We start from the raw sequence: 16674 nt of genomic DNA on the forward strand, positions 1-16674 counted from the left end.
CATGGAGCCCGCGGCCACACCCGATCTGGAGCTGCGCCAACGGCGCATGGCGCACATCGTCTACGGGCTGCAGGCCCTGAGCGTGTTCATCGGCCTGATCGGCATCGTGGCGGTGGTGCTGGCCTACCTGCGCCGTCGTCAAGGCGGCGGTTCGGTGACCACGCACTTCACCTGGCAGATCCGCAGCTTCTGGGGGTTTTTTATCGCCTCGGCGCTCGGCTCCATCATGGTGGTGGCCTTTCAGGGCTTCGGGGCCGGCCAGCTCGGCCTGCTGCTGGTGGTCGCGGCCGCGATATGGCTGATCTATCGCGTGATCCGCGGCTGGCTCGGCCTGTATGACGGCCGGCCGATGTACGACATCTATCCGCCTCCCCCCGCGGCCTAGCGGCGCGCGAACCGCCCGCCGCAGCCGCGGGCGGTTCGTACCTTATGAACCCTTGGATCCTCATCGACAGCGCGGTCCCCGCCGATGGCGGCCCGCCCTTGCGCCTGTATCGGCGCGGGGCGGAGTTCTCCATCAAGGTGGGCCGCATCGAGCTCATGAGCAGCCGAGTCCATGGCTCCGAGGAGGCGCTGGCGCAGCTGGCCTGCGCCCGCCTTGCGGACCCGGCGCGCGCGCACGTGCTGGTCGGTGGGCTGGGGATGGGCTATACGCTGGCGGCGGCGCTGCGCCTGCTCGGCCCCGCCGCGCACGTGACGGTGGCCGAGCGTGCCCCGGCCGTGGTGGCCTGGAACCGCGGCCCGCTCGCCGAGCTTGCCGGGCGCCCGCTCGCGGACCCGCGCGTGGCGGTGCACGAAGGCGATGTGGCCGAGGCCCTGCGCCCGTCCGAACGCTATGACGCCATCCTGCTGGACGTGGACAACGGGCCGGAGGCGCTGAGCCACGCGGACAACCAGTGGCTGTACGGCGCCGCCGGGCTGGCGGCCGCACGGGCCGCGCTGCGTCCGGCCGGCGTGCTGGCGGTGTGGTCGGTGAGTCCCGATACCGGCTTCACCCGGCGCCTGCGCCAGGCGGGGTTCGCGGTGGAGGAGTGCCCGGTGCGGGCGCGCGGCGGGCGGCGCGGCGCGCGTCATTGGATCTGGTTGGCCACGCGCCCCGCTTGAGTCGCCGCGCCCTTGCGGGCGCGCCGCTGTCCCTGCCCGACGCCGCGCCCTTCGCGAGGCCCCACATCTGCGCCCCATCCCCCGTTCAGCCGCGTTTCCTATAGTTGTTGTAGCGTGCTGCCGACGCCGCCGGGGTCAAGCTATCGCCTCGGGGTTGCGCGTCGCGGTATCCCCGAATCGAGAAAGGAATCGTGTATGGCGAGAACGGAAGTCGCCCCCGAGGAGCGGGCGCGAAAACGCGTGCTGACGCTTTACGGCGTACTGGCGCTGGGGATGTTGCTCAACATCTTGTGGATCGTGGCGGCCATGGTGGCGGCGCAGTGGCGCGGCGAGATGCCGCCCTGGCTGGACTCCCATCTGCGCTGGCAGATCAACACCGTGTGGGTGGGGCTCGGCGCGGTGTTCATCGGCGTGCTGACCTTCATCGTGTTTCCATGGCGCGAGATCGCGCTCGCCGGGGCCGCGCTGGCCGCGTTCGGCTGGCTGTGGCTGTTGGTGCGCACCGCTTGGGGCTGGTTCAGCCTCACGCGGCGCCGTCCCATGTACCAGGTCTGAATCCATCCATCTTGGATGGCTCAGACCACGCGAAGCGAAAAGCGTGGTTGTCGCTTCGCTTCGTGATCGACGGCTGGCCGCCATCGATCACGGCGGCACATCCGTGTGCCGCGTGTGCCGCGTATGCCGCGGGCTTTCTGGTGCTCAGGGGCTGCGCGGCTCCACCACGAGTTCGGTCTCGGAGTAGCGGTCGTGCCAGGTGAGCCCCTCCTTGTCCACCAACGCCCAAAGAAAGCCGAGCCCGAGCGCCAGCCACGAGCCGATGGCCACCATGAAGCGCAACAGCACGTGGTACAAGGTGAGCGGGCCGCCGTCGCGCCGCCGCAGGCGCACCCGCCAGGCGCGCATGCCGAGCGTCTGGCCGCCGTGCATCCAGAACCAGGCGAAGAACGCGAACGTCACCAGCAGCAGATAGGTCTGGAACAGCGGGTTGCCCGGCGACACTGCGCCGCCGGTGAAGGCAAGCACCAGCGCCGCGGCGCCCATCCAGACCGCGATCAGCAGCAGGGCGTCGTAGAAGATCGCCGCGAAGCGGCGCAGCAGGCCGGCACGCGGCAGCGTGGGGGCGGCGACGGGAGTAGCGGTGGTTTTGGCCATGGGCGCGCATGATACCAGAGGCGTACCCACGCCTCAGCCGGCGCGGTCGGACCGGCGGCGGTCGCGCCCTGGGCGAGGCGGGACGCTGTGATATCATTGCGCGTTTTCCCGAGCCTGGCCTAGAGGCGCGTCCATGCTACAAATTCCCGGCGGTCCCGCGCTGTCCGACTTCCGGCGCGCAAAACTTCTCGCTCAGCTCCGGGCGGCGGTGCCCGGCGTCACCGACCTCAGCACCCAATACATTCATTTTGCCGACCTCGAGCGCAGCCTGAGGCGTGACGAACAGGCGCGCCTGGAGGCCCTGTTGCTGGACGGCCCGGCGGCGGCCGCGCCCGCCGCGGGCCTGTTGCTGCTGGTGGTGCCGCGCCCCGGCGTGGTGTCGCCGTGGGGTTCGAAGGCGAGCGAGATTGCCCGGGTCTGCGGATTGCCCATGGTGCGGCGCCTGGAACGCGGGCGGGTGTATTACGTGCAGAGCGCCGCGCCGCTCGGCGCGGCCGAAGTCGCGGTGCTGGCGGCGCTGATGCACGACCGCATGACCGAGGCGGTGTTCGAGAGCCTGGACGAGGGCGAGCGGTTGTTCCGCCAGGTCGAGCCGCGCCCGATGACCCAGGTCGATGTGCTGGGCGCGGGGCGCGATGCCCTGGTCGCGGCCAATCGGGACCTCGGTCTCGCGCTTGCCGAGGACGAGATCGACTACCTGCTGGAGAACTTCACCGCGCTGGGGCGCAACCCGAGCGACGTCGAACTGATGATGTTCGCGCAGGCCAATTCGGAGCACTGCCGCCACAAGATCTTCAACGCCGACTGGGTGATCGACGGCGAGGCGCAGGACAAGTCGCTGTTCGCCATGATCCGCAACACCCATCGCGTGAGTCCCGAGGGCGTGCTCTCGGCCTACAAGGACAATGCCGCGGTGTTGGCGGGCTCGCCCGGGCAGCGCTTCTATCCCGACCCCGCCAGCGGTCGCTATCTGCGCCGCCAGGAGCCGGTGCATCTGCTGTGCAAGGTCGAGACGCACAATCACCCCACCGCCATCTCGCCCGATCCGGGCGCCGCCACCGGCGCCGGCGGTGAGATTCGTGACGAGGGCGCCACCGGCCGCGGCTCCAAGCCCAAGGCGGGCTTGACCGGCTTCTCGGTCTCCAACCTGCGCATCCCCGGCGCCGAGCAGCCGTGGGAGAGCGACCACGGCCGCCCGGGGCGCATCGCCTCGGCGCTGGACATCATGTTGGAAGGCCCGATCGGCGCGGCGGCGTTCAACAACGAGTTCGGCCGCCCGGCCATCGCCGGCTATTTCCGCACCTTCGAGGAGCGCGTGCCGGGACCCGCCGGGGTGGAGGTACGCGGCTACCACAAGCCCATCATGCTGGCGGGCGGTGTGGGTAACATCCGCGCCGAGGACGTGGAGAAGGGCGACATCCCGCCGGGCGCGCAGTTGGTGGTGCTGGGCGGGCCGGCCATGTTGATCGGTCTGGGCGGCGGCGCCGCCTCGTCCGTCTCCAGCGGGGCGAGCAGCGAAGACCTCGACTTCGCCTCGGTGCAGCGCGGCAATCCCGAGATGCAACGCCGTTGTCAGGAGGTCATCGACCGCTGCTGGCAGCAGGGCGAGAACAATCCCGTCATCTCCATTCACGACGTGGGCGCGGGCGGTCTGTCCAATGCGCTGCCCGAGCTGGTGCACGACAGCGGCCGCGGCGCGCGCTTCGAACTGCGCACCATTCCCACCGATGATCCGGGCATGTCGCCCATGGAGCTGTGGTGCAACGAGGCCCAGGAGCGCTACGTGCTGGCCATCGCGCCCGAACGCTTGGACGCCTTCCAGGCCCTGTGCGAACGCGAGCGCTGCCCCTATGCGGTGGTGGGCGAGGCGAGCGCCGAGCCCCAGCTGGTGCTCGGCGACGGGCACTTCGAAAACACGCCTATCGACATGCCGATGGAGGTGTTGCTCGGCAAACCGCCCAAGATGCTGCGCCGCGCGCAGCACCACCCGTTCCATAAAGAGCCCTTCGACACCGCGGGCCTGGATCTCGCCGAGGCGGCCGGGCGCGTGCTCGCGCTGCCCACGGTGGCCGACAAGCGCTTTTTGATCACCATCGGCGACCGCACCGTCGGCGGTATGGTGGCGCGCGATCAGATGGTCGGCCCCTGGCAGGTCCCGGTGGCCGATTGCGGCGTAACCCTGACCGACTACGACGGCTACACCGGCGAGGCGATGGCCATCGGCGAGCGCACGCCGCTCGCTCTGCTGCAGCCGGCGGCCTCGGCACGCATGGCCATCGGCGAGGCGCTCACCAACATCGCCGCGGCGCGCATCGGGGCGCTGGGCGACATCAAACTGTCGGCCAACTGGATGGCGGCGGCGGGCCACCCGGGCGAAGACGCGGGTCTGTACGAGGCGGTGAAGGCGGTGGGCATGGAGCTGTGTCCCGCGCTCGGCATCGCGGTGCCGGTCGGCAAGGACTCCATGTCCATGAAGACGGTGTGGCGCGAGCAGGGCGAGGAGCGCAGCGTGACCGCGCCCTTGTCGCTGATCGTCACCGCCTTCGCGCCGGTGCTGGATGCGCGCGCCACGCTCACGCCGCAGCTGCAGCGCGGCGCGGACACCCGCTTGGTGTTGATCGACCTCGGTCGCGGCCGTAACCGCCTCGGCGGCTCGGCGCTCGCCCAGGTCTACAAGCAGGTCGGGCAGCACGCCCCCGACGTGACCGACGCGGCGACGCTGAAGCACTTCTTCGACACCGTGCAGGCGCTGAACGCCGAGGGCAAGTTGCTGGCCTACCACGACCGCTCCGACGGCGGGCTGTTCGCCACGCTATGCGAGATGGCCTTCGCGGCTCACTGCGGATTCGAGGTGGACCTGGACGGCCTGGGCGAGGACGTTGCCGCCGCCTTGTTCAATGAGGAACTGGGCGCGGTGGTGCAGGTGCGGGCCGGCGATCTCGACGCCGTGCTGGCGCGCCTGCGCCAGACCGCCCTCGCGCGCTCGGTGCACGTGCTCGGCGCCCCCGCCGACGACGACCGGCTCACCTTCCGCCGCGGCGGCGAGGTGGTGCTGGCCGAGGCACGCACCGTCTGGCAGCGCCGCTGGTCGGAAACCAGCTGGCGCATGCAGGCGCTGCGCGACAACCCTGAATGTGCGCAGCAGGAGTACGACGCGCTGCTGGAGGAGGATCCCGGCCTCGGCGTCGCGCTCAGCTACGATCCCGCCGAGGACGTGGCCGCCCCGTTCATAGCGCGCGGCGCGCGGCCGCAGGTCGCGATCCTGCGCGAGCAGGGCGTCAACGGCCAGGTGGAGATGGCGGCCGCCTTCGACCGCGCCGGCTTCGAGGCGCGCGACGTCCACATGAGCGACCTCCTCGCCGGGCGCACCAGCCTGCGCGAGTTCGCCGGCTTTGCCGCCTGCGGCGGGTTCTCCTACGGCGACGTGCTCGGGGCCGGGCGCGGCTGGGCCAATTCCATTCTGTTCAACGAGCGCGCGCGCGAGGACTTCCACGCCTTCTTCGAGCGCGGCGACACCTTCGCGCTCGGCGTGTGCAACGGCTGTCAGATGATGGCGCGCTTGCGCGATCTGATCCCCGGCGCGCAGCACTGGCCCGCCTTCGTGCGCAACCGCTCCGAGCAGTTCGAGGCGCGGCTGTCGCTGGTCGAGGTGCTGGACTCGCCGTCGATCTTCTTCGCCGGCATGGCCGGTTCGCGCATGCCGATCGCGGTGGCCCACGGCGAGGGGCGGGCCGCGCTCGATCGCGGCGCGGCCGAGGCCCTGCTGGCGGCGGGCGCGGTGCCGCTGCGCTACGTGGACAACCGCGGCGCGCCGGCCGAGCGCTATCCCGCCAACCCTAACGGGTCGCCGCTCGGCATTACCGCGCTCACCACGCCGGATGGGCGCTTCACCATCATGATGCCGCACCCCGAGCGGGTGTTCCGCACGGTGCAGCACTCCTGGCATCCCCCCGAGTGGGGCGAGGACGGCAGCTGGCTACGGCTGTTCCGCAACGCGCGGGCATGGCTAGGCTGAGCGCGGCGTAGGGCGCATTTCGCACGGGCGCGCTTTGTTACAATCGCCGCTCGCCACTTGCAGGAGACCCCATGGACCGCATCATCCAACGGCTCGCCCAAGAGCTCGTCGCGCGCGATCAGCAGGTGCTGGCCGCGGTTCGTCTGTTGGACGAGGGTGCCACGGTGCCTTTCATCGCGCGTTACCGCAAAGAGGCCACCGGCGGTCTGGACGACACCCAGCTGCGCCTGCTCGACGAGCGCCTGGGCTATCTGCGCGAGCTCGAGGAGCGGCGCGCGACGGTGCTCAAGTCCATCGGTGAACAGGGCAAGCTGACGCCCGAACTCGAGCGCGCGATCCAAGCGGCGGACACCAAGGTGCGTCTGGAGGATCTGTACCGCCCGTATGCGCCCAAGCGACGTACCAAGGCTCAGATCGCGCGCGAGGCCGGCCTGGAACCGCTCGCCATGGGCCTGCTGGAGGACCCCAGCCAGGTGCCGGCCGAGTTCGCCGCCGGGTTCGTGAACGTGGACGCGGGCGTGGCCGACGCCGCGGCGGCGCTGGAAGGCGCGCGCTTTATCCTCATGGAGCACTTCGCCGACGATGCCGAGCTCATGGGCCGACTGCGGGAGCATCTGTGGGAGGACGCGCACCTGCAGTCCAAGGTGGTGGCCGGCCAGGAAGAATCCGGCATCAAGTTCTCGGATTACTTCGACGCCAGCGAGCCCCTGCGCGCCATCCCCTCGCACCGCGCGCTGGCCTTGTTCCGTGGACGCAAGGAAGGCGTGTTGACGCTGGACCTAGTCCTGCCCGAGGACCCGCCGGCGGGGCCGTCCAGCGGCGAGCGCATGATCGTGGCGCAGTTCGGACTGGCCCCGCAGGGCCGCGCGGCTGATGATTGGTTGCAGGAGTGCGTGCGCTGGGCTTGGCGGGTGAAGATCCTGCCTCACCTCGATACCGAGTTGAAGGTGCGCCTGCGCGAGGAGGCCGAGGCCGAGGCCATCAAGGTGTTCGGGCGCAATCTGAACGCGCTGCTGCTCGCGCCGCCCGCGCGCGGTCATGCGGTGATCGGCCTCGACCCCGGCCTGCGTACCGGGGTGAAGGTCGCGGTGGTGGACGTGACCGGCAAGGTGGTGGACACCGCCACGATCTACCCGCACGCGCCGCAAAAGCGCTGGGACGAAGCACTGAGTATCTTGAGCACGCTCGCGAAGCGGCATCAGGTGTCGTTGATCGCGATCGGCAACGGCACCGCGTCGCGCGAGACCGAGCGGCTCGCGGCCGAACTGCAGCGCCGCAACGCCGAACTGAAGCTGAGCTTCGCCATGGTGTCCGAGGCCGGCGCCTCGGTGTACTCCGCCTCGGAGCTGGCGGCGCGCGAGTTTCCCGATCTGGACGTGTCGCTGCGCGGCGCGGTCTCGATCGCGCGCCGCTTGCAGGACCCGCTGGCCGAGTTGGTGAAGATCGACCCCAAGTCGATCGGCGTGGGTCAGTACCAGCACGACGTCAGCCAAGTGAAACTCGCCCGCTCGCTCGACGGGGTGGTGGAGGATTGTGTGAACGCGGTCGGGGTGGACGTGAACACCGCCTCGGTGCCGCTGCTCGCACGCGTGGCCGGACTCAGCGAGAGCGTGGCGGGCCATGTGGTCGCGTTGCGCGATGAACGCGGCGCGTTTCGCTCGCGCGCCGAGCTGCGCGAGGTGCCGCGCCTCGGCGACAAGACCTTCGAGCAGGCCGCGGGCTTTTTGCGCATCAACGACGGCGACAATCCCTTGGACGCCTCGGCGGTGCATCCCGAGGCCTACCCCGTGGTGGCGCGCATCCTGGCGCACGCCGGCCGCCCGCTGCACGCCATCATCGGCGACAGCGCCTACCTGCGCACGCTCGATCCGCGCGCCTTTGCCGACGCGCACTTCGGCGAACCGACCGTGCGCGACATCATCGCCGAACTCGAGAAGCCGGGGCGCGATCCGCGGCCCGAGTTCAAGACCGCCACCTTCCGCGAAGGGGTTGAGACGCTCAACGACCTCGAGCCCGGCATGATCCTGGAAGGCGTGGTGACCAACGTCACCAACTTCGGCGCTTTCGTGGATATCGGCGTGCACCAGGATGGTCTGGTGCACGTATCGGCGCTGGCCGATCGGTTCGTGGCCGATCCCCACGCGGTGGTCAAGACGGGGCAGGTGGTGAAGGTCAAGGTGCAGGAAGTGGACCTCAAGCGCCGTCGCATCAGCCTGACCATGCGCCTGCAGGACGCCGCAACCCAGCGCCCGCAGAAAAAGGGCGAGCAGGGCGATGCCAAGGCCAACGCCGCGCGCCCCGGCGAGCGGCCGCGCCGCGCGGCGAACAAGCAGCGCGCCGAGCCGGCGCCCGGCGGCATCATGGCCGAGGCCTTCGCGCGCCTGAAGGATCGCGCGTGAACGTACTGCTGCTGCATACCGCCGAACTCGACGCCGCGGCGCGCGCGGCCCTGGGCGCGCATCTGCCCGGCGCGGAACCCGAGCGCCGCGCCGGGCACTGGCGCGTGCATCCCGGTGAGCCGCTGTCCGCCGAACGCCTCGCCGCGTTGCGTGAGGCCGTGGCGTTCGACGTCAATCCGTTGCCGACCGATTTCGAACCGGCACGCATACGTCTGCTGATCTCGGACATGGACTCGACCCTGATCACCATCGAGTGCATAGACGAGATCGCCGATCACGCGGGGCTGAAACCGCAGGTGGCGGCGGTCACCGCGGCGGCCATGCGCGGCGAACTGGTGTTCGAGGAATCGCTGCGCCAACGGGTGGCGCTGCTCGAGGGCATCCCGCAGGATGCCTTGCAGGCGGTGTACGAGCAGCGCCTACGCTTGTCGCCGGGTGCGGAGGCGCTGATCGATTGCGTGCACGCGCACGGTGCCCGCTTCGCGCTGGTGTCGGGCGGGTTCACCTTTTTTACCGAGCGCTTACAGGCGCGCCTGGGGCTCGACTACACGCGCGCGAATACGCTGGAAATCGAGCATGGCTATCTCACCGGGCGGGTGTTGGGCGAGATCGTCGGGGCGGAGGCCAAGGCCGAGTTTCTGAACGAGCTTTGCAAGCAGCTCGGCATTGCGCCCGAGCAGAGCATTGCGGTGGGCGACGGGGCCAATGATTTGTTGATGCTGGCGCGCGCGGGGTTGTCGGTTGCCTATCGCGCGAAGCCGGCGGTGCAGGCCAAGGCGCAGGTGGTACTGAACCACAGCGGCTTGGAGGCGCTGTGCCATATTCTGGCGTAGCCGCGCATCGCAGATGCCCGGGGGCCGCGCTACACGATGCGCGGCGGCGGGGTCTGCAGGTAGTAACCGTCCTGCGCGAGGGCGGCCATCACGCGCCCGGCGTCCTGGCGCGCCAAGCGCCGCTCGGGCGTCAGGCTGAGGTCCATCACGCGCGCGAGTTCGCCCAGGTGTTCCTTCAAAGGTGCCGGGACCCGCTCCAGCCCCTCGTCCGCCGGCACGAACAGGTAATACTCCTCACGCCGCACGCTCTTGTACACCACGCAGTCCATGCACGGGCGTGTGTCCTCACTGGCCATAGCCGATCGCAATTCGTCCATCGTTGAGCACCACATAAGGCGGAATGTCGAGGTTGCGCGTCGCCTGCGGATGCCGGTAAACGCGCCCGGCCGGATCATACGGGATATCGCCACAGCGTTCCACGAACCCGCCGACCCAATCGGGTCGCGGCGGCCGTGGGACGTCGGGCGGCACGTAATCGAGCGGGCAGCCGAAGCCGGTGCCCAGGGCGAGCACCACCAGGAGTTGCGGTGTCCGGCTGCGTGTCTCGCGATCGAGGCCCTCGGGTTGGCGCGCGCGCCGTGAGCCGGGGTCCTGTAAGGCCGGCTCAAGCGCGGACAAGGCCTCGAGCATGGCCGGCGTGCGCCGCAAAACGAACACCGGTCGCCCGTCCCAGTCGACGCGCACCGCTTCGCCCGGGGCAAGGCTGCGCGGATCGAAATAGGCGACTTCGTTCGGCCGCAGGTGTTGCGGCGTGATCAGGCTGGCGAGGAGCGCGAGCACGAAAGCCAACAGGCCGCCCAGTGCCAGCGCCTTGACCAGTACCCGCAGCAAGGCGCGGCGTCGTTCGTCGGTCTGTATCGTCATGAGTCAAATGACGAAGGCCCGGCGATGCCGGGCCTTCGATTGCCGTGGTGTCCGCGCGTCAGCCGGCGGATTTCTTGGCCGCCGCGCTCTTGCGCGGACGGCCGCGGCGACGGCCGGTGCCCGCGCTCTTCTTGCGCGCCTTGGCGACCTTCGCTTCCCACTTCTTTTCGAAGCTGTCGATGGCCTTGGCGAGTGCCGCGGCCTTGGCGTTCTCCTCCTTGAGCTCACGCAGCTGCGTCTTGCTCGCGTCGTACTCCTTGCGCAGCGTCTCGGCCTCGGCCAATGCGGCCTCGTAGGCGGTCTTCGCCTTTTCGAGCTGTTGCTCGGCCGCGGCGGTGCCTTTGGCCTTGGCGCGCTTGTTGGCGGCTACGCGACGATCCTTGGCGGTCTTCTGCTTCGCGGCGGCCTTATCCAGTTTCTGCTTGACCTGTTGCACCCGCTTAGCGACCGCTTCGACGAGCTTTTCGCCAGACTGCATCAGCTGTTCCTTCACGCGCGCGATCTCTGCGCTGACGTTCGTCATCGCGTCCTGCTTCTTGGCGGTACTGGCGCGAGTACGTCCGCCGGCTTTCTTCACGGACTTCTTCGCGGCTGCCTTTCGTGGTCTTGCCATGAGCGCTTCCTTTTTTGCGGTAAAAGTCAACTCTGTCGCGAATTATCACAGCGGCGGTGGCGCTATTCAAGCGATTCAATGGTTTCGTGTTTAAAAAAATCAAGAAAAATGTGTTCGCTCCGGGTTTGCGGCGCGCGCCGGCGGCGGGTGCTAAACTTCCGCTTCGCCGTGAAACAGCACGTCCTTGCCCGTCCCCGTTGTTATTTTCGGAATCGCTCATGACCGACTGTTTATCGCTGTTTGCCACCTGCGCGCCGAGCCTGGAGGGATTGTTGGCAGACGAGTTGCGTGCCTTCGATGCACTCGAGGTACGTGAGACGCGCGGCGGCGTCTATTTTGCCGGCGACCTCGGCTGCGCCTATCGCGCCTGCCTCTGGTCGCGGGTGGCGAGCCGCGTGTTGCTGGTCCTGGGGCACGGCGCGGCGGCAGACGCCGATGCCCTGTATCGATCCGTACGCGCGGTCGAGTGGGAACGTCATATCGATCCGCGCGGAACGCTGGCGGTCGATTTCAGCGGGCGCAACGCGCACATCACGCATACGCATTTCGGCGCGCTCAAGGTCAAGGATGCCGTGGTCGACCGCTTGCGCGAGGTGAGCGGCATGCGGCCGGACGTCGACGCGCGCAATCCCGACCTGCGCGTGAACGTCCACCTCAAGGCCGACGAGGCACAGATCGCGATCGATCTGTCGGGCGAGCCGCTGCACCGGCGCGGTTACCGCAGCGAGGCGGGCGGCGCGCCGCTCAAAGAGAATCTCGCCGCGGCCATCTTGCTGCGCGCCGGCTGGCCGGAGTTGGCGACTGCGGGGCGTCCATTTCTTGATCCGATGTGTGGCGCGGGAACCTTGCCGATCGAGGCCGCGCTCATTGCGGCCGATATTGCGCCCGGCCTTGGTCGCGGTGGATACGGCTTTCTCGGCTGGCGCGGGCACGCGCCCGAGCTGTGGGCGCAGTTGGTGGACGAAGCGCGCGCCCGTCGCGCTACCGGTTTGGCGCAGTTGCCGCCTATCGTCGGTTACGACAGCGACCCGCAGGTGGTGCGCATCGCGCGCCAAAACATCGGGCGCGCCGAGCTCACCGGCTACGTGCACGTGGAGCGGCGCGCGCTGGCCGATGCCACGCCGCCGGAGGGGCCGCCCGGTTTGGTGGCGGTCAATCCGCCCTATGGCGAACGCCTCGGGCAGAAGGTGGCGCTCGGGTCCTTGTATCGCGAGCTCGGCAGCACCTTGAAGAGCCAGTTTGGCGATTGGCGGGTGGCGATGCTCACGGCGGCGCCGGAGCTCGGCAAGTACATGGGCCTGCGCGCGCAGCGTTATCACAACCTGTATAACGGCCCGCTCGCCTGTCGTCTGCTGCATTTCACGGTCGCGCCGGAGTGGTACGTGGAGGGAGGACCGGCGCAAAGTGAGGGGGCGCGCATGTTTGCCAACCGGCTGGCCAAGAATGCGCGCCATCTCGCCCGCTGGGCGCGGCGCGAGGGTGTGGAGTGCTACCGCGTCTACGATGCCGACCTGCCGGAGTATGCCTTTGCGATCGACCTCTACCGCGTGCACCGTCCCGGCAGCCCGGCGGTGCACGCGCACGTGCAGGAGTATCGGCCGCCCGCGCAGATCGATGCGGACAAGGCGCGCGCGCGTCGCGAGGAGGCCCTGGAGGTGCTGGTCGAGGTCCTCGAGGTGGCGCCGACCGATATCCACGTCAAGGTGCGCGAGCGACAAAAGGGCGCCGCGCAGTATCAGCGCCAGGCGGCGCAGGGGCGTTTCTACGAGGTGCACGAGGCGGGCCTGCGGTTCTGGGTGAACCTCGACGAGTACCTCGACACCGGCCTGTTCCTCGATCATCGCATCACGCGCGGACTGCTGCGCGAGGCGGCCGCGGGTCGCGACTTTCTCAATCTGTTCGCGTACACAGCCACGGCGAGCGTGCATGCCGCGGCGGGGGGCGCGCGCAGCACCACCTCGGTGGACCTCTCGCGCACCTACCTCGACTGGGCGCAGCGCAATCTGTCGCTGAACGGGTACACGGGCGAGGCCCATCGCGTGGTGCAGGGCGACTGTCTGCAATGGCTGCGCGCAGCCGCGCGCGCCAAAGCGCGCTACGGGCTGATCTTTCTCGATCCGCCGACTTTTTCGAACTCCAAGCGCATGCGCGCCGAGTTCGACGTACAGCGCGACCACGTGGCGCTGATCCACGCTGCGGCCGCGCTGCTCACGCCCGACGGCGAGCTGGTGTTCTCCACCAACCGGCGCCACTTCAAGCTGGATGCCGAGGCGCTGGGAGCATTCGATCTCGCCGATCTCAGCGCCCGCACCCTGCCGGAGGACTTCAAGCGCAACCCGCACATCCACCGTTGTTGGCGCCTGCGTGCGCGGGGGTGAGCCGGGGCCGCGACGGGTCTACCTTTAACTCCCGTCCAGAATGGCCGAGAATATTCGGTCTACCGTGCATGCCGTGACGCTGCACTACCGTGAGGTGTGAATGAAGACCATCAAGATGACCGACCTCGGTACGCTCAAGAACGAGCTCAACAAGTACCGCAAGGGCAAGAAGTTCGACATCAATCAGTTCAACCAGATCGCGCGCCTGGCCTGGCTGGGTAAGATTGTCATGCAACCGCTCGATCCGCTCGCCGAGGACGTGAAGTCGTACCTGCTGTACGCCGACTTTCCCGATCCGGTCAACGATCAGGTGCTGGCCACCGACGAGGATCTGATCGGCCGTATGCATATCGTGGACGCGGAGCAGGGCGAGGCGCTCGCGAAGATACTCGAAGAGGGTTTCAAGGAGCGCTTGGCGCTGGCGCAGGCGCTGCGCGCGCGCGACTTTTATTTCAGCAAGTTCTACGGCAAGAAGGACAAGGCGCGCGGCGACGAGGGCGAATGAGTCGCCAGGCGCGCTGGCTCGATCTCGGTGAGCTCGACGCCGCGGCCCTGCACGGGGCCTACGCCGGACTCGCCGAGGCGCAGGCACCGGACGCGCCGCCGTTGCTCGTTTGGGCGCGTTGCCGCGAGCCGCATCTTTGTCTCGGCGCGAGCCAAGGGCTGAGCGCCGAGATCGACGCGCAGGCGTGCCGCGCAGAGCAGGTCCCGGTGCTGCGCCGTCCGCTCGGCGGCGGCACCGTGTGGGTGGATCACGACCAATGCTGCGTGTTCATGATCTGGCCCAAGCACGTTGCCCCGGCCCGTCACGGTGAGTTGTTCGAGCGTGCGCTGGCGCCCATGCGCGCCGTGTTCCACGCCTACGGCCTGGCGGCCGAGCGGGTGGGGGTCAGCGACCTGTGGCTCGGCGAACGCAAGCTGCTCGGTAGCGGCGCGGCGACGCTGGGCGGCTCCATGGTGTTCGGCAGCAGCTTCTTATTGGACTTTCCCGTCGCGCGTTTCGCCCGCCTGATGCGCGCGCCTTCCGAGACCTATCGGGCCTGGCTCGCCGAGGAACTGGCGCGGGGCATGACGACCTGGTCGGCCCACGCGCCTGCGCCCGCGGCGAGCGACCTCGCGCAGTGCCTACGCACCGAGGTCGAGCGCGCCCTGGGATGGACATCGGTCTCCGACCAGCCGACGGCCGCCGAGCGGATCGCCATGCAGGAAGCCGCTGCCGAGGCCGTGGAAGACCTTGAACAGGGCGCGGCGCTGGTGGAGAACGGCATCAAGATCAATCATCATTCCTATTTGATCGAGACCCGCGACGCGGCCGGCGCCTTGCGCCTGGTGCTACGCCACGGCCGCATCGCGCGCTTGGCGTGCGAGCCGCGTGCCGCGGAGGTGGAGCGCGCGGCACTGGCGTGTGTGCCCGAACATGAGCGGCTCGTCGCGGCAATGGCGTCACTCGGTGCGGCGGCCGATGGCTGGGCGCGGCGCATCGCCGGTGCGGCGGCGGGTGTGAGGAGGGTATATGGCTGAACCGACCGTCGAGAAGCGCCTGCAGCGCAAGTTCATCGTCATGACGGCGGACGAGGACATGCAGGCACGCCTGCAGCGACACATCGAGCCGGGATGGGAGATGGTGGTCACCACCGATCTCAGCGATCTGGGTGACTGGAACGACATACTGCTGTACCGCTTTCTACTGATCGACCTCGACGAGGTCGATGCCTTCGACCCGCTGGACGTGATTGGCATGATCCGGCGCGAGCTGATGCTCAATATCGCGGTGTTTTGTTTTGGCGGCGACGAGGTGATACGCGACGAAATGCGGCTTGCGCGCGCCGATCGCTTCTTCGAGCGCGAGGAGATGGTGGAGCGTTTGCCGGAGTTTCTGCGCCAATACGGCTGGGGCGGGTAGGGGCGGGCACATCCCTGTGCCGCTTTGCGTGGTCTGAGAACGCCAGGATGGCGTTATCCAGACCTTCCCGCGGCACAGGGAAGTGCCGCCGTGATCGACGGCTGCAAGCCGTGGATCACGAAGCAAAGCGAAAACCACGCTTTTCGCTTTGCGTGGTCTGAGAACGCCAGGATGGCGTTATTCAGACCTTCCCGCGGCACAGGGATGTGCCGCCGTGATCGACGGCTGCAAGCCGTGGATCACGAAGCAAAGCGAAAACCACGCTTTTCGCTTTGCGTGGTCTGAGAACGTCAGGATGGCGTTATTCAGACCTTCCCGCGGCACAGGGAAGTGCCGCCGTGATCGACGGCTGCAAGCCGTGGATCACGAAGCACAGCGAAAACCACGATTTTCGCTTTGCGTGGTCTGAGAACGCCAGGATGGCGTTATTCAGACCTTCTAATAGCCATCAGCCGATCCAGTCGTGCTCCATGACGTCCAGGCGGATGTCCTGCTTGAAGGTCTCGCCGCTGCCCTCGACCACCAGGGTGCCCAGGCGCACGCCCGCGGTGGGGTAGGCGACCTTGCACTCGAAGGTGCCGGGCAGCGAAACGCTCTTCTCGCACACCGCGTTGCCGTCCACTTCGAAGCGGCACTTGGCCGTCCCGGTGCCGCCCATCAGCGCCTGGATGCGGAACTCCTTGTTGATGCTGCGACGGTAGAATTCCGGATCGCGATTCGCGTTGTACTGCAGGTTGTTCACCTTGACCAGCTTGACCAGCTTTTGCATGACAGTCCTCGACTTGAAGCAGCGACTTTTGAAAGCGGTAGGTTCGCGCGCTCGCGCGCAAAGCTATCTAATGTTTTGTATGGTGACGGCGGCGCGGGGCGGCCGCAGGGCCGGCGCCGGTGTATCTAGAATATTAGTTGAGTATAATATGCGGAATTATAACCCCATCTTTCGCGCTTGCGTAATCCTTCGCAGCGTACCCACACGAGGGCCAGGCGATGACGGAAAACGAACGACTGGCGGAGCGCTTCGAGGAACTGGACGCGCGCATTAGCGGTCTTGAAGCGCAACTGACCGAGTCGACCGAGCTCAGCATCGATCAGACGCTGCCCGAAGCGAGCGCCATCGCCCGCGACCTGCTCCGCGCGTACGCCGAGCATGGCGGCAAGGACATGCCCGACACCGACGACCTGCTGGAGACCCAGAAGGCCTTCGTGAAGGGCGACCCCAGCCTCAACGCGGTGCGCGACAACGTACGCGAACTGGTGTACTACCGCAACTGCATCGACATGGACCGCCGCGACGCGCTGCCCAAGGCGGCGGAACGCATGGCGGTGCGCACCGCGCGCCACATCTATCTTTACCTACGCACCCGCGCCGCGCAGGAAGGGCGTCTGGACTGACCCACAGCCGTTAAGGATCTG

The 16674-nt window shown here is 68.3% G+C and carries 16 protein-coding genes; 11 read left to right on the top strand and 5 right to left on the bottom strand.

Annotated elements, in window-relative coordinates; genetic code table 11:
* The first annotated feature begins 1 nt into the window (after position 1).
* The 3 genes from HUS23_12400 to HUS23_12410 all read left to right on the top strand — a co-directional run bounded on the left by HUS23_12400 (position 2) and on the right by HUS23_12410 (position 1659).
* The gene (locus HUS23_12400; GenBank protein QKT04549.1) at positions 2-385 is read left to right on the top strand and encodes a hypothetical protein; all 384 of its coding nucleotides are present in this window, start codon (positions 2-4) and stop codon (positions 383-385) included.
* Between the two features lie 44 nt (positions 386-429).
* Entirely contained in the window at positions 430-1104 is a 675-nt protein-coding gene (locus HUS23_12405) for a spermidine synthase (protein QKT04550.1), read from the top strand.
* Positions 1105-1299: 195 nt separating this feature from the next.
* Entirely contained in the window at positions 1300-1659 is a 360-nt protein-coding gene (locus HUS23_12410) for a hypothetical protein (protein QKT04551.1), read from the top strand.
* Between the two features lie 144 nt (positions 1660-1803).
* On the opposite strand, the gene HUS23_12415 is transcribed toward HUS23_12410, so the two are convergent.
* Positions 1804-2256, bottom strand: a complete 453-nt coding sequence (locus tag HUS23_12415) for an RDD family protein (GenBank protein ID QKT04552.1) — start codon at positions 2254-2256, stop codon at positions 1804-1806.
* 133 nt (positions 2257-2389) lie between these two features.
* Between HUS23_12415 and purL the strand changes: the two genes are divergently transcribed.
* The 3 genes from purL (at position 2390) to serB (ending at position 9503) form a co-directional block, all read left to right on the top strand.
* A complete protein-coding gene (gene purL / locus HUS23_12420) occupies positions 2390-6271 on the top strand; it encodes a phosphoribosylformylglycinamidine synthase (protein ID QKT04553.1) in 3882 nt (1293 codons plus the stop codon).
* Between the two features lie 71 nt (positions 6272-6342).
* Positions 6343-8670, top strand: a complete 2328-nt coding sequence (locus HUS23_12425; protein QKT04554.1) for an RNA-binding transcriptional accessory protein — start codon at positions 6343-6345, stop codon at positions 8668-8670.
* The gene (gene serB, locus HUS23_12430; protein ID QKT04555.1) at positions 8667-9503 is read left to right on the top strand and encodes a phosphoserine phosphatase SerB; all 837 of its coding nucleotides are present in this window, start codon (positions 8667-8669) and stop codon (positions 9501-9503) included. The genes HUS23_12425 and serB overlap by 4 nt, the downstream gene beginning before the upstream one ends.
* 29 nt (positions 9504-9532) lie before the next feature.
* Here serB and HUS23_12435 read toward each other — a convergent pair whose 3' ends face one another.
* From HUS23_12435 to HUS23_12445, 3 genes are read right to left on the bottom strand one after another with little or no spacing between them, the layout of a single operon-like run.
* A complete protein-coding gene (locus tag HUS23_12435; GenBank protein ID QKT04556.1) occupies positions 9533-9772 on the bottom strand; it encodes a YcgL domain-containing protein in 240 nt (79 codons plus the stop codon).
* 16 nt (positions 9773-9788) lie between these two features.
* Positions 9789-10367 carry a hypothetical protein gene (locus HUS23_12440; GenBank protein ID QKT04557.1) on the bottom strand — a complete coding sequence of 193 codons (579 nt, stop codon included), beginning with the start codon at positions 10365-10367 and terminating at the stop codon, positions 9789-9791.
* A gap of 58 nt (positions 10368-10425) precedes the next feature.
* Positions 10426-10980, bottom strand: coding sequence for a hypothetical protein (locus HUS23_12445; protein QKT04558.1), 555 nt, complete (start codon positions 10978-10980; stop codon positions 10426-10428).
* 218 nt (positions 10981-11198) lie between these two features.
* On the opposite strand from HUS23_12445, the gene rlmKL reads away from it, so the two are divergent.
* The 4 genes from rlmKL to HUS23_12465 all read left to right on the top strand — a co-directional run bounded on the left by rlmKL (position 11199) and on the right by HUS23_12465 (position 15261).
* On the top strand, positions 11199-13358 hold the full coding sequence (gene rlmKL, locus HUS23_12450) for a bifunctional 23S rRNA (guanine(2069)-N(7))-methyltransferase RlmK/23S rRNA (guanine(2445)-N(2))-methyltransferase RlmL (GenBank protein QKT04559.1): 2160 nt from the start codon (positions 11199-11201) through the stop codon (positions 13356-13358).
* 100 nt (positions 13359-13458) lie between these two features.
* Positions 13459-13863, top strand: coding sequence for a hypothetical protein (locus tag HUS23_12455; protein ID QKT04560.1), 405 nt, complete (start codon positions 13459-13461; stop codon positions 13861-13863).
* A complete protein-coding gene (locus tag HUS23_12460) occupies positions 13860-14879 on the top strand; it encodes a lipoate--protein ligase family protein (GenBank protein QKT04561.1) in 1020 nt (339 codons plus the stop codon). The genes HUS23_12455 and HUS23_12460 overlap by 4 nt, the downstream gene beginning before the upstream one ends.
* Positions 14872-15261, top strand: a complete 390-nt coding sequence (locus HUS23_12465) for a hypothetical protein (GenBank protein ID QKT04562.1) — start codon at positions 14872-14874, stop codon at positions 15259-15261. The genes HUS23_12460 and HUS23_12465 overlap by 8 nt, the downstream gene beginning before the upstream one ends.
* Before the next feature lie 448 nt (positions 15262-15709).
* Here HUS23_12465 and HUS23_12470 read toward each other — a convergent pair whose 3' ends face one another.
* Positions 15710-16030, bottom strand: coding sequence for a hypothetical protein (locus HUS23_12470; GenBank protein ID QKT04563.1), 321 nt, complete (start codon positions 16028-16030; stop codon positions 15710-15712).
* Positions 16031-16248: 218 nt separating this feature from the next.
* Here HUS23_12470 and HUS23_12475 point away from each other — a divergent pair, with 218 nt between their 5' ends.
* On the top strand, positions 16249-16653 hold the full coding sequence (locus HUS23_12475) for a hypothetical protein (GenBank protein ID QKT04564.1): 405 nt from the start codon (positions 16249-16251) through the stop codon (positions 16651-16653).
* The last annotated feature ends 21 nt before the right edge of the window (positions 16654-16674 follow it).

It is taken from the genome of Ectothiorhodospiraceae bacterium 2226 (assembly GCA_013348725.1).
GTDB lineage: Bacteria > Pseudomonadota > Gammaproteobacteria.

Bases quoted from the DNA above. Each gene is read 5' to 3' on its own strand.
- HUS23_12460 (QKT04561.1), top strand. From the start codon at position 13,860: ATGAGTCGCCAGGCGCGCTGGCTCGATCTCGGTGAGCTCGACGCCGCG.
- HUS23_12405 (QKT04550.1), top strand. From the start codon at position 430: ATGAACCCTTGGATCCTCATCGACAGCGCGGTCCCCGCCGATGGCGGC.
- rlmKL (QKT04559.1), top strand. From the start codon at position 11,199: ATGACCGACTGTTTATCGCTGTTTGCCACCTGCGCGCCGAGCCTGGAG.
- HUS23_12435 (QKT04556.1), bottom strand. From the start codon at position 9,772: ATGGACTGCGTGGTGTACAAGAGCGTGCGGCGTGAGGAGTATTACCTG.
- HUS23_12455 (QKT04560.1), top strand. From the start codon at position 13,459: ATGAAGACCATCAAGATGACCGACCTCGGTACGCTCAAGAACGAGCTC.
- HUS23_12465 (QKT04562.1), top strand. From the start codon at position 14,872: ATGGCTGAACCGACCGTCGAGAAGCGCCTGCAGCGCAAGTTCATCGTC.
- HUS23_12475 (QKT04564.1), top strand. From the start codon at position 16,249: ATGACGGAAAACGAACGACTGGCGGAGCGCTTCGAGGAACTGGACGCG.
- HUS23_12440 (QKT04557.1), bottom strand. From the start codon at position 10,367: ATGACGATACAGACCGACGAACGACGCCGCGCCTTGCTGCGGGTACTG.
- HUS23_12470 (QKT04563.1), bottom strand. From the start codon at position 16,030: ATGCAAAAGCTGGTCAAGCTGGTCAAGGTGAACAACCTGCAGTACAAC.
- HUS23_12445 (QKT04558.1), bottom strand. From the start codon at position 10,980: ATGGCAAGACCACGAAAGGCAGCCGCGAAGAAGTCCGTGAAGAAAGCC.
- HUS23_12425 (QKT04554.1), top strand. From the start codon at position 6,343: ATGGACCGCATCATCCAACGGCTCGCCCAAGAGCTCGTCGCGCGCGAT.
- HUS23_12400 (QKT04549.1), top strand. From the start codon at position 2: ATGGAGCCCGCGGCCACACCCGATCTGGAGCTGCGCCAACGGCGCATG.
- HUS23_12410 (QKT04551.1), top strand. From the start codon at position 1,300: ATGGCGAGAACGGAAGTCGCCCCCGAGGAGCGGGCGCGAAAACGCGTG.
- HUS23_12415 (QKT04552.1), bottom strand. From the start codon at position 2,256: ATGGCCAAAACCACCGCTACTCCCGTCGCCGCCCCCACGCTGCCGCGT.
- purL (QKT04553.1), top strand. From the start codon at position 2,390: ATGCTACAAATTCCCGGCGGTCCCGCGCTGTCCGACTTCCGGCGCGCA.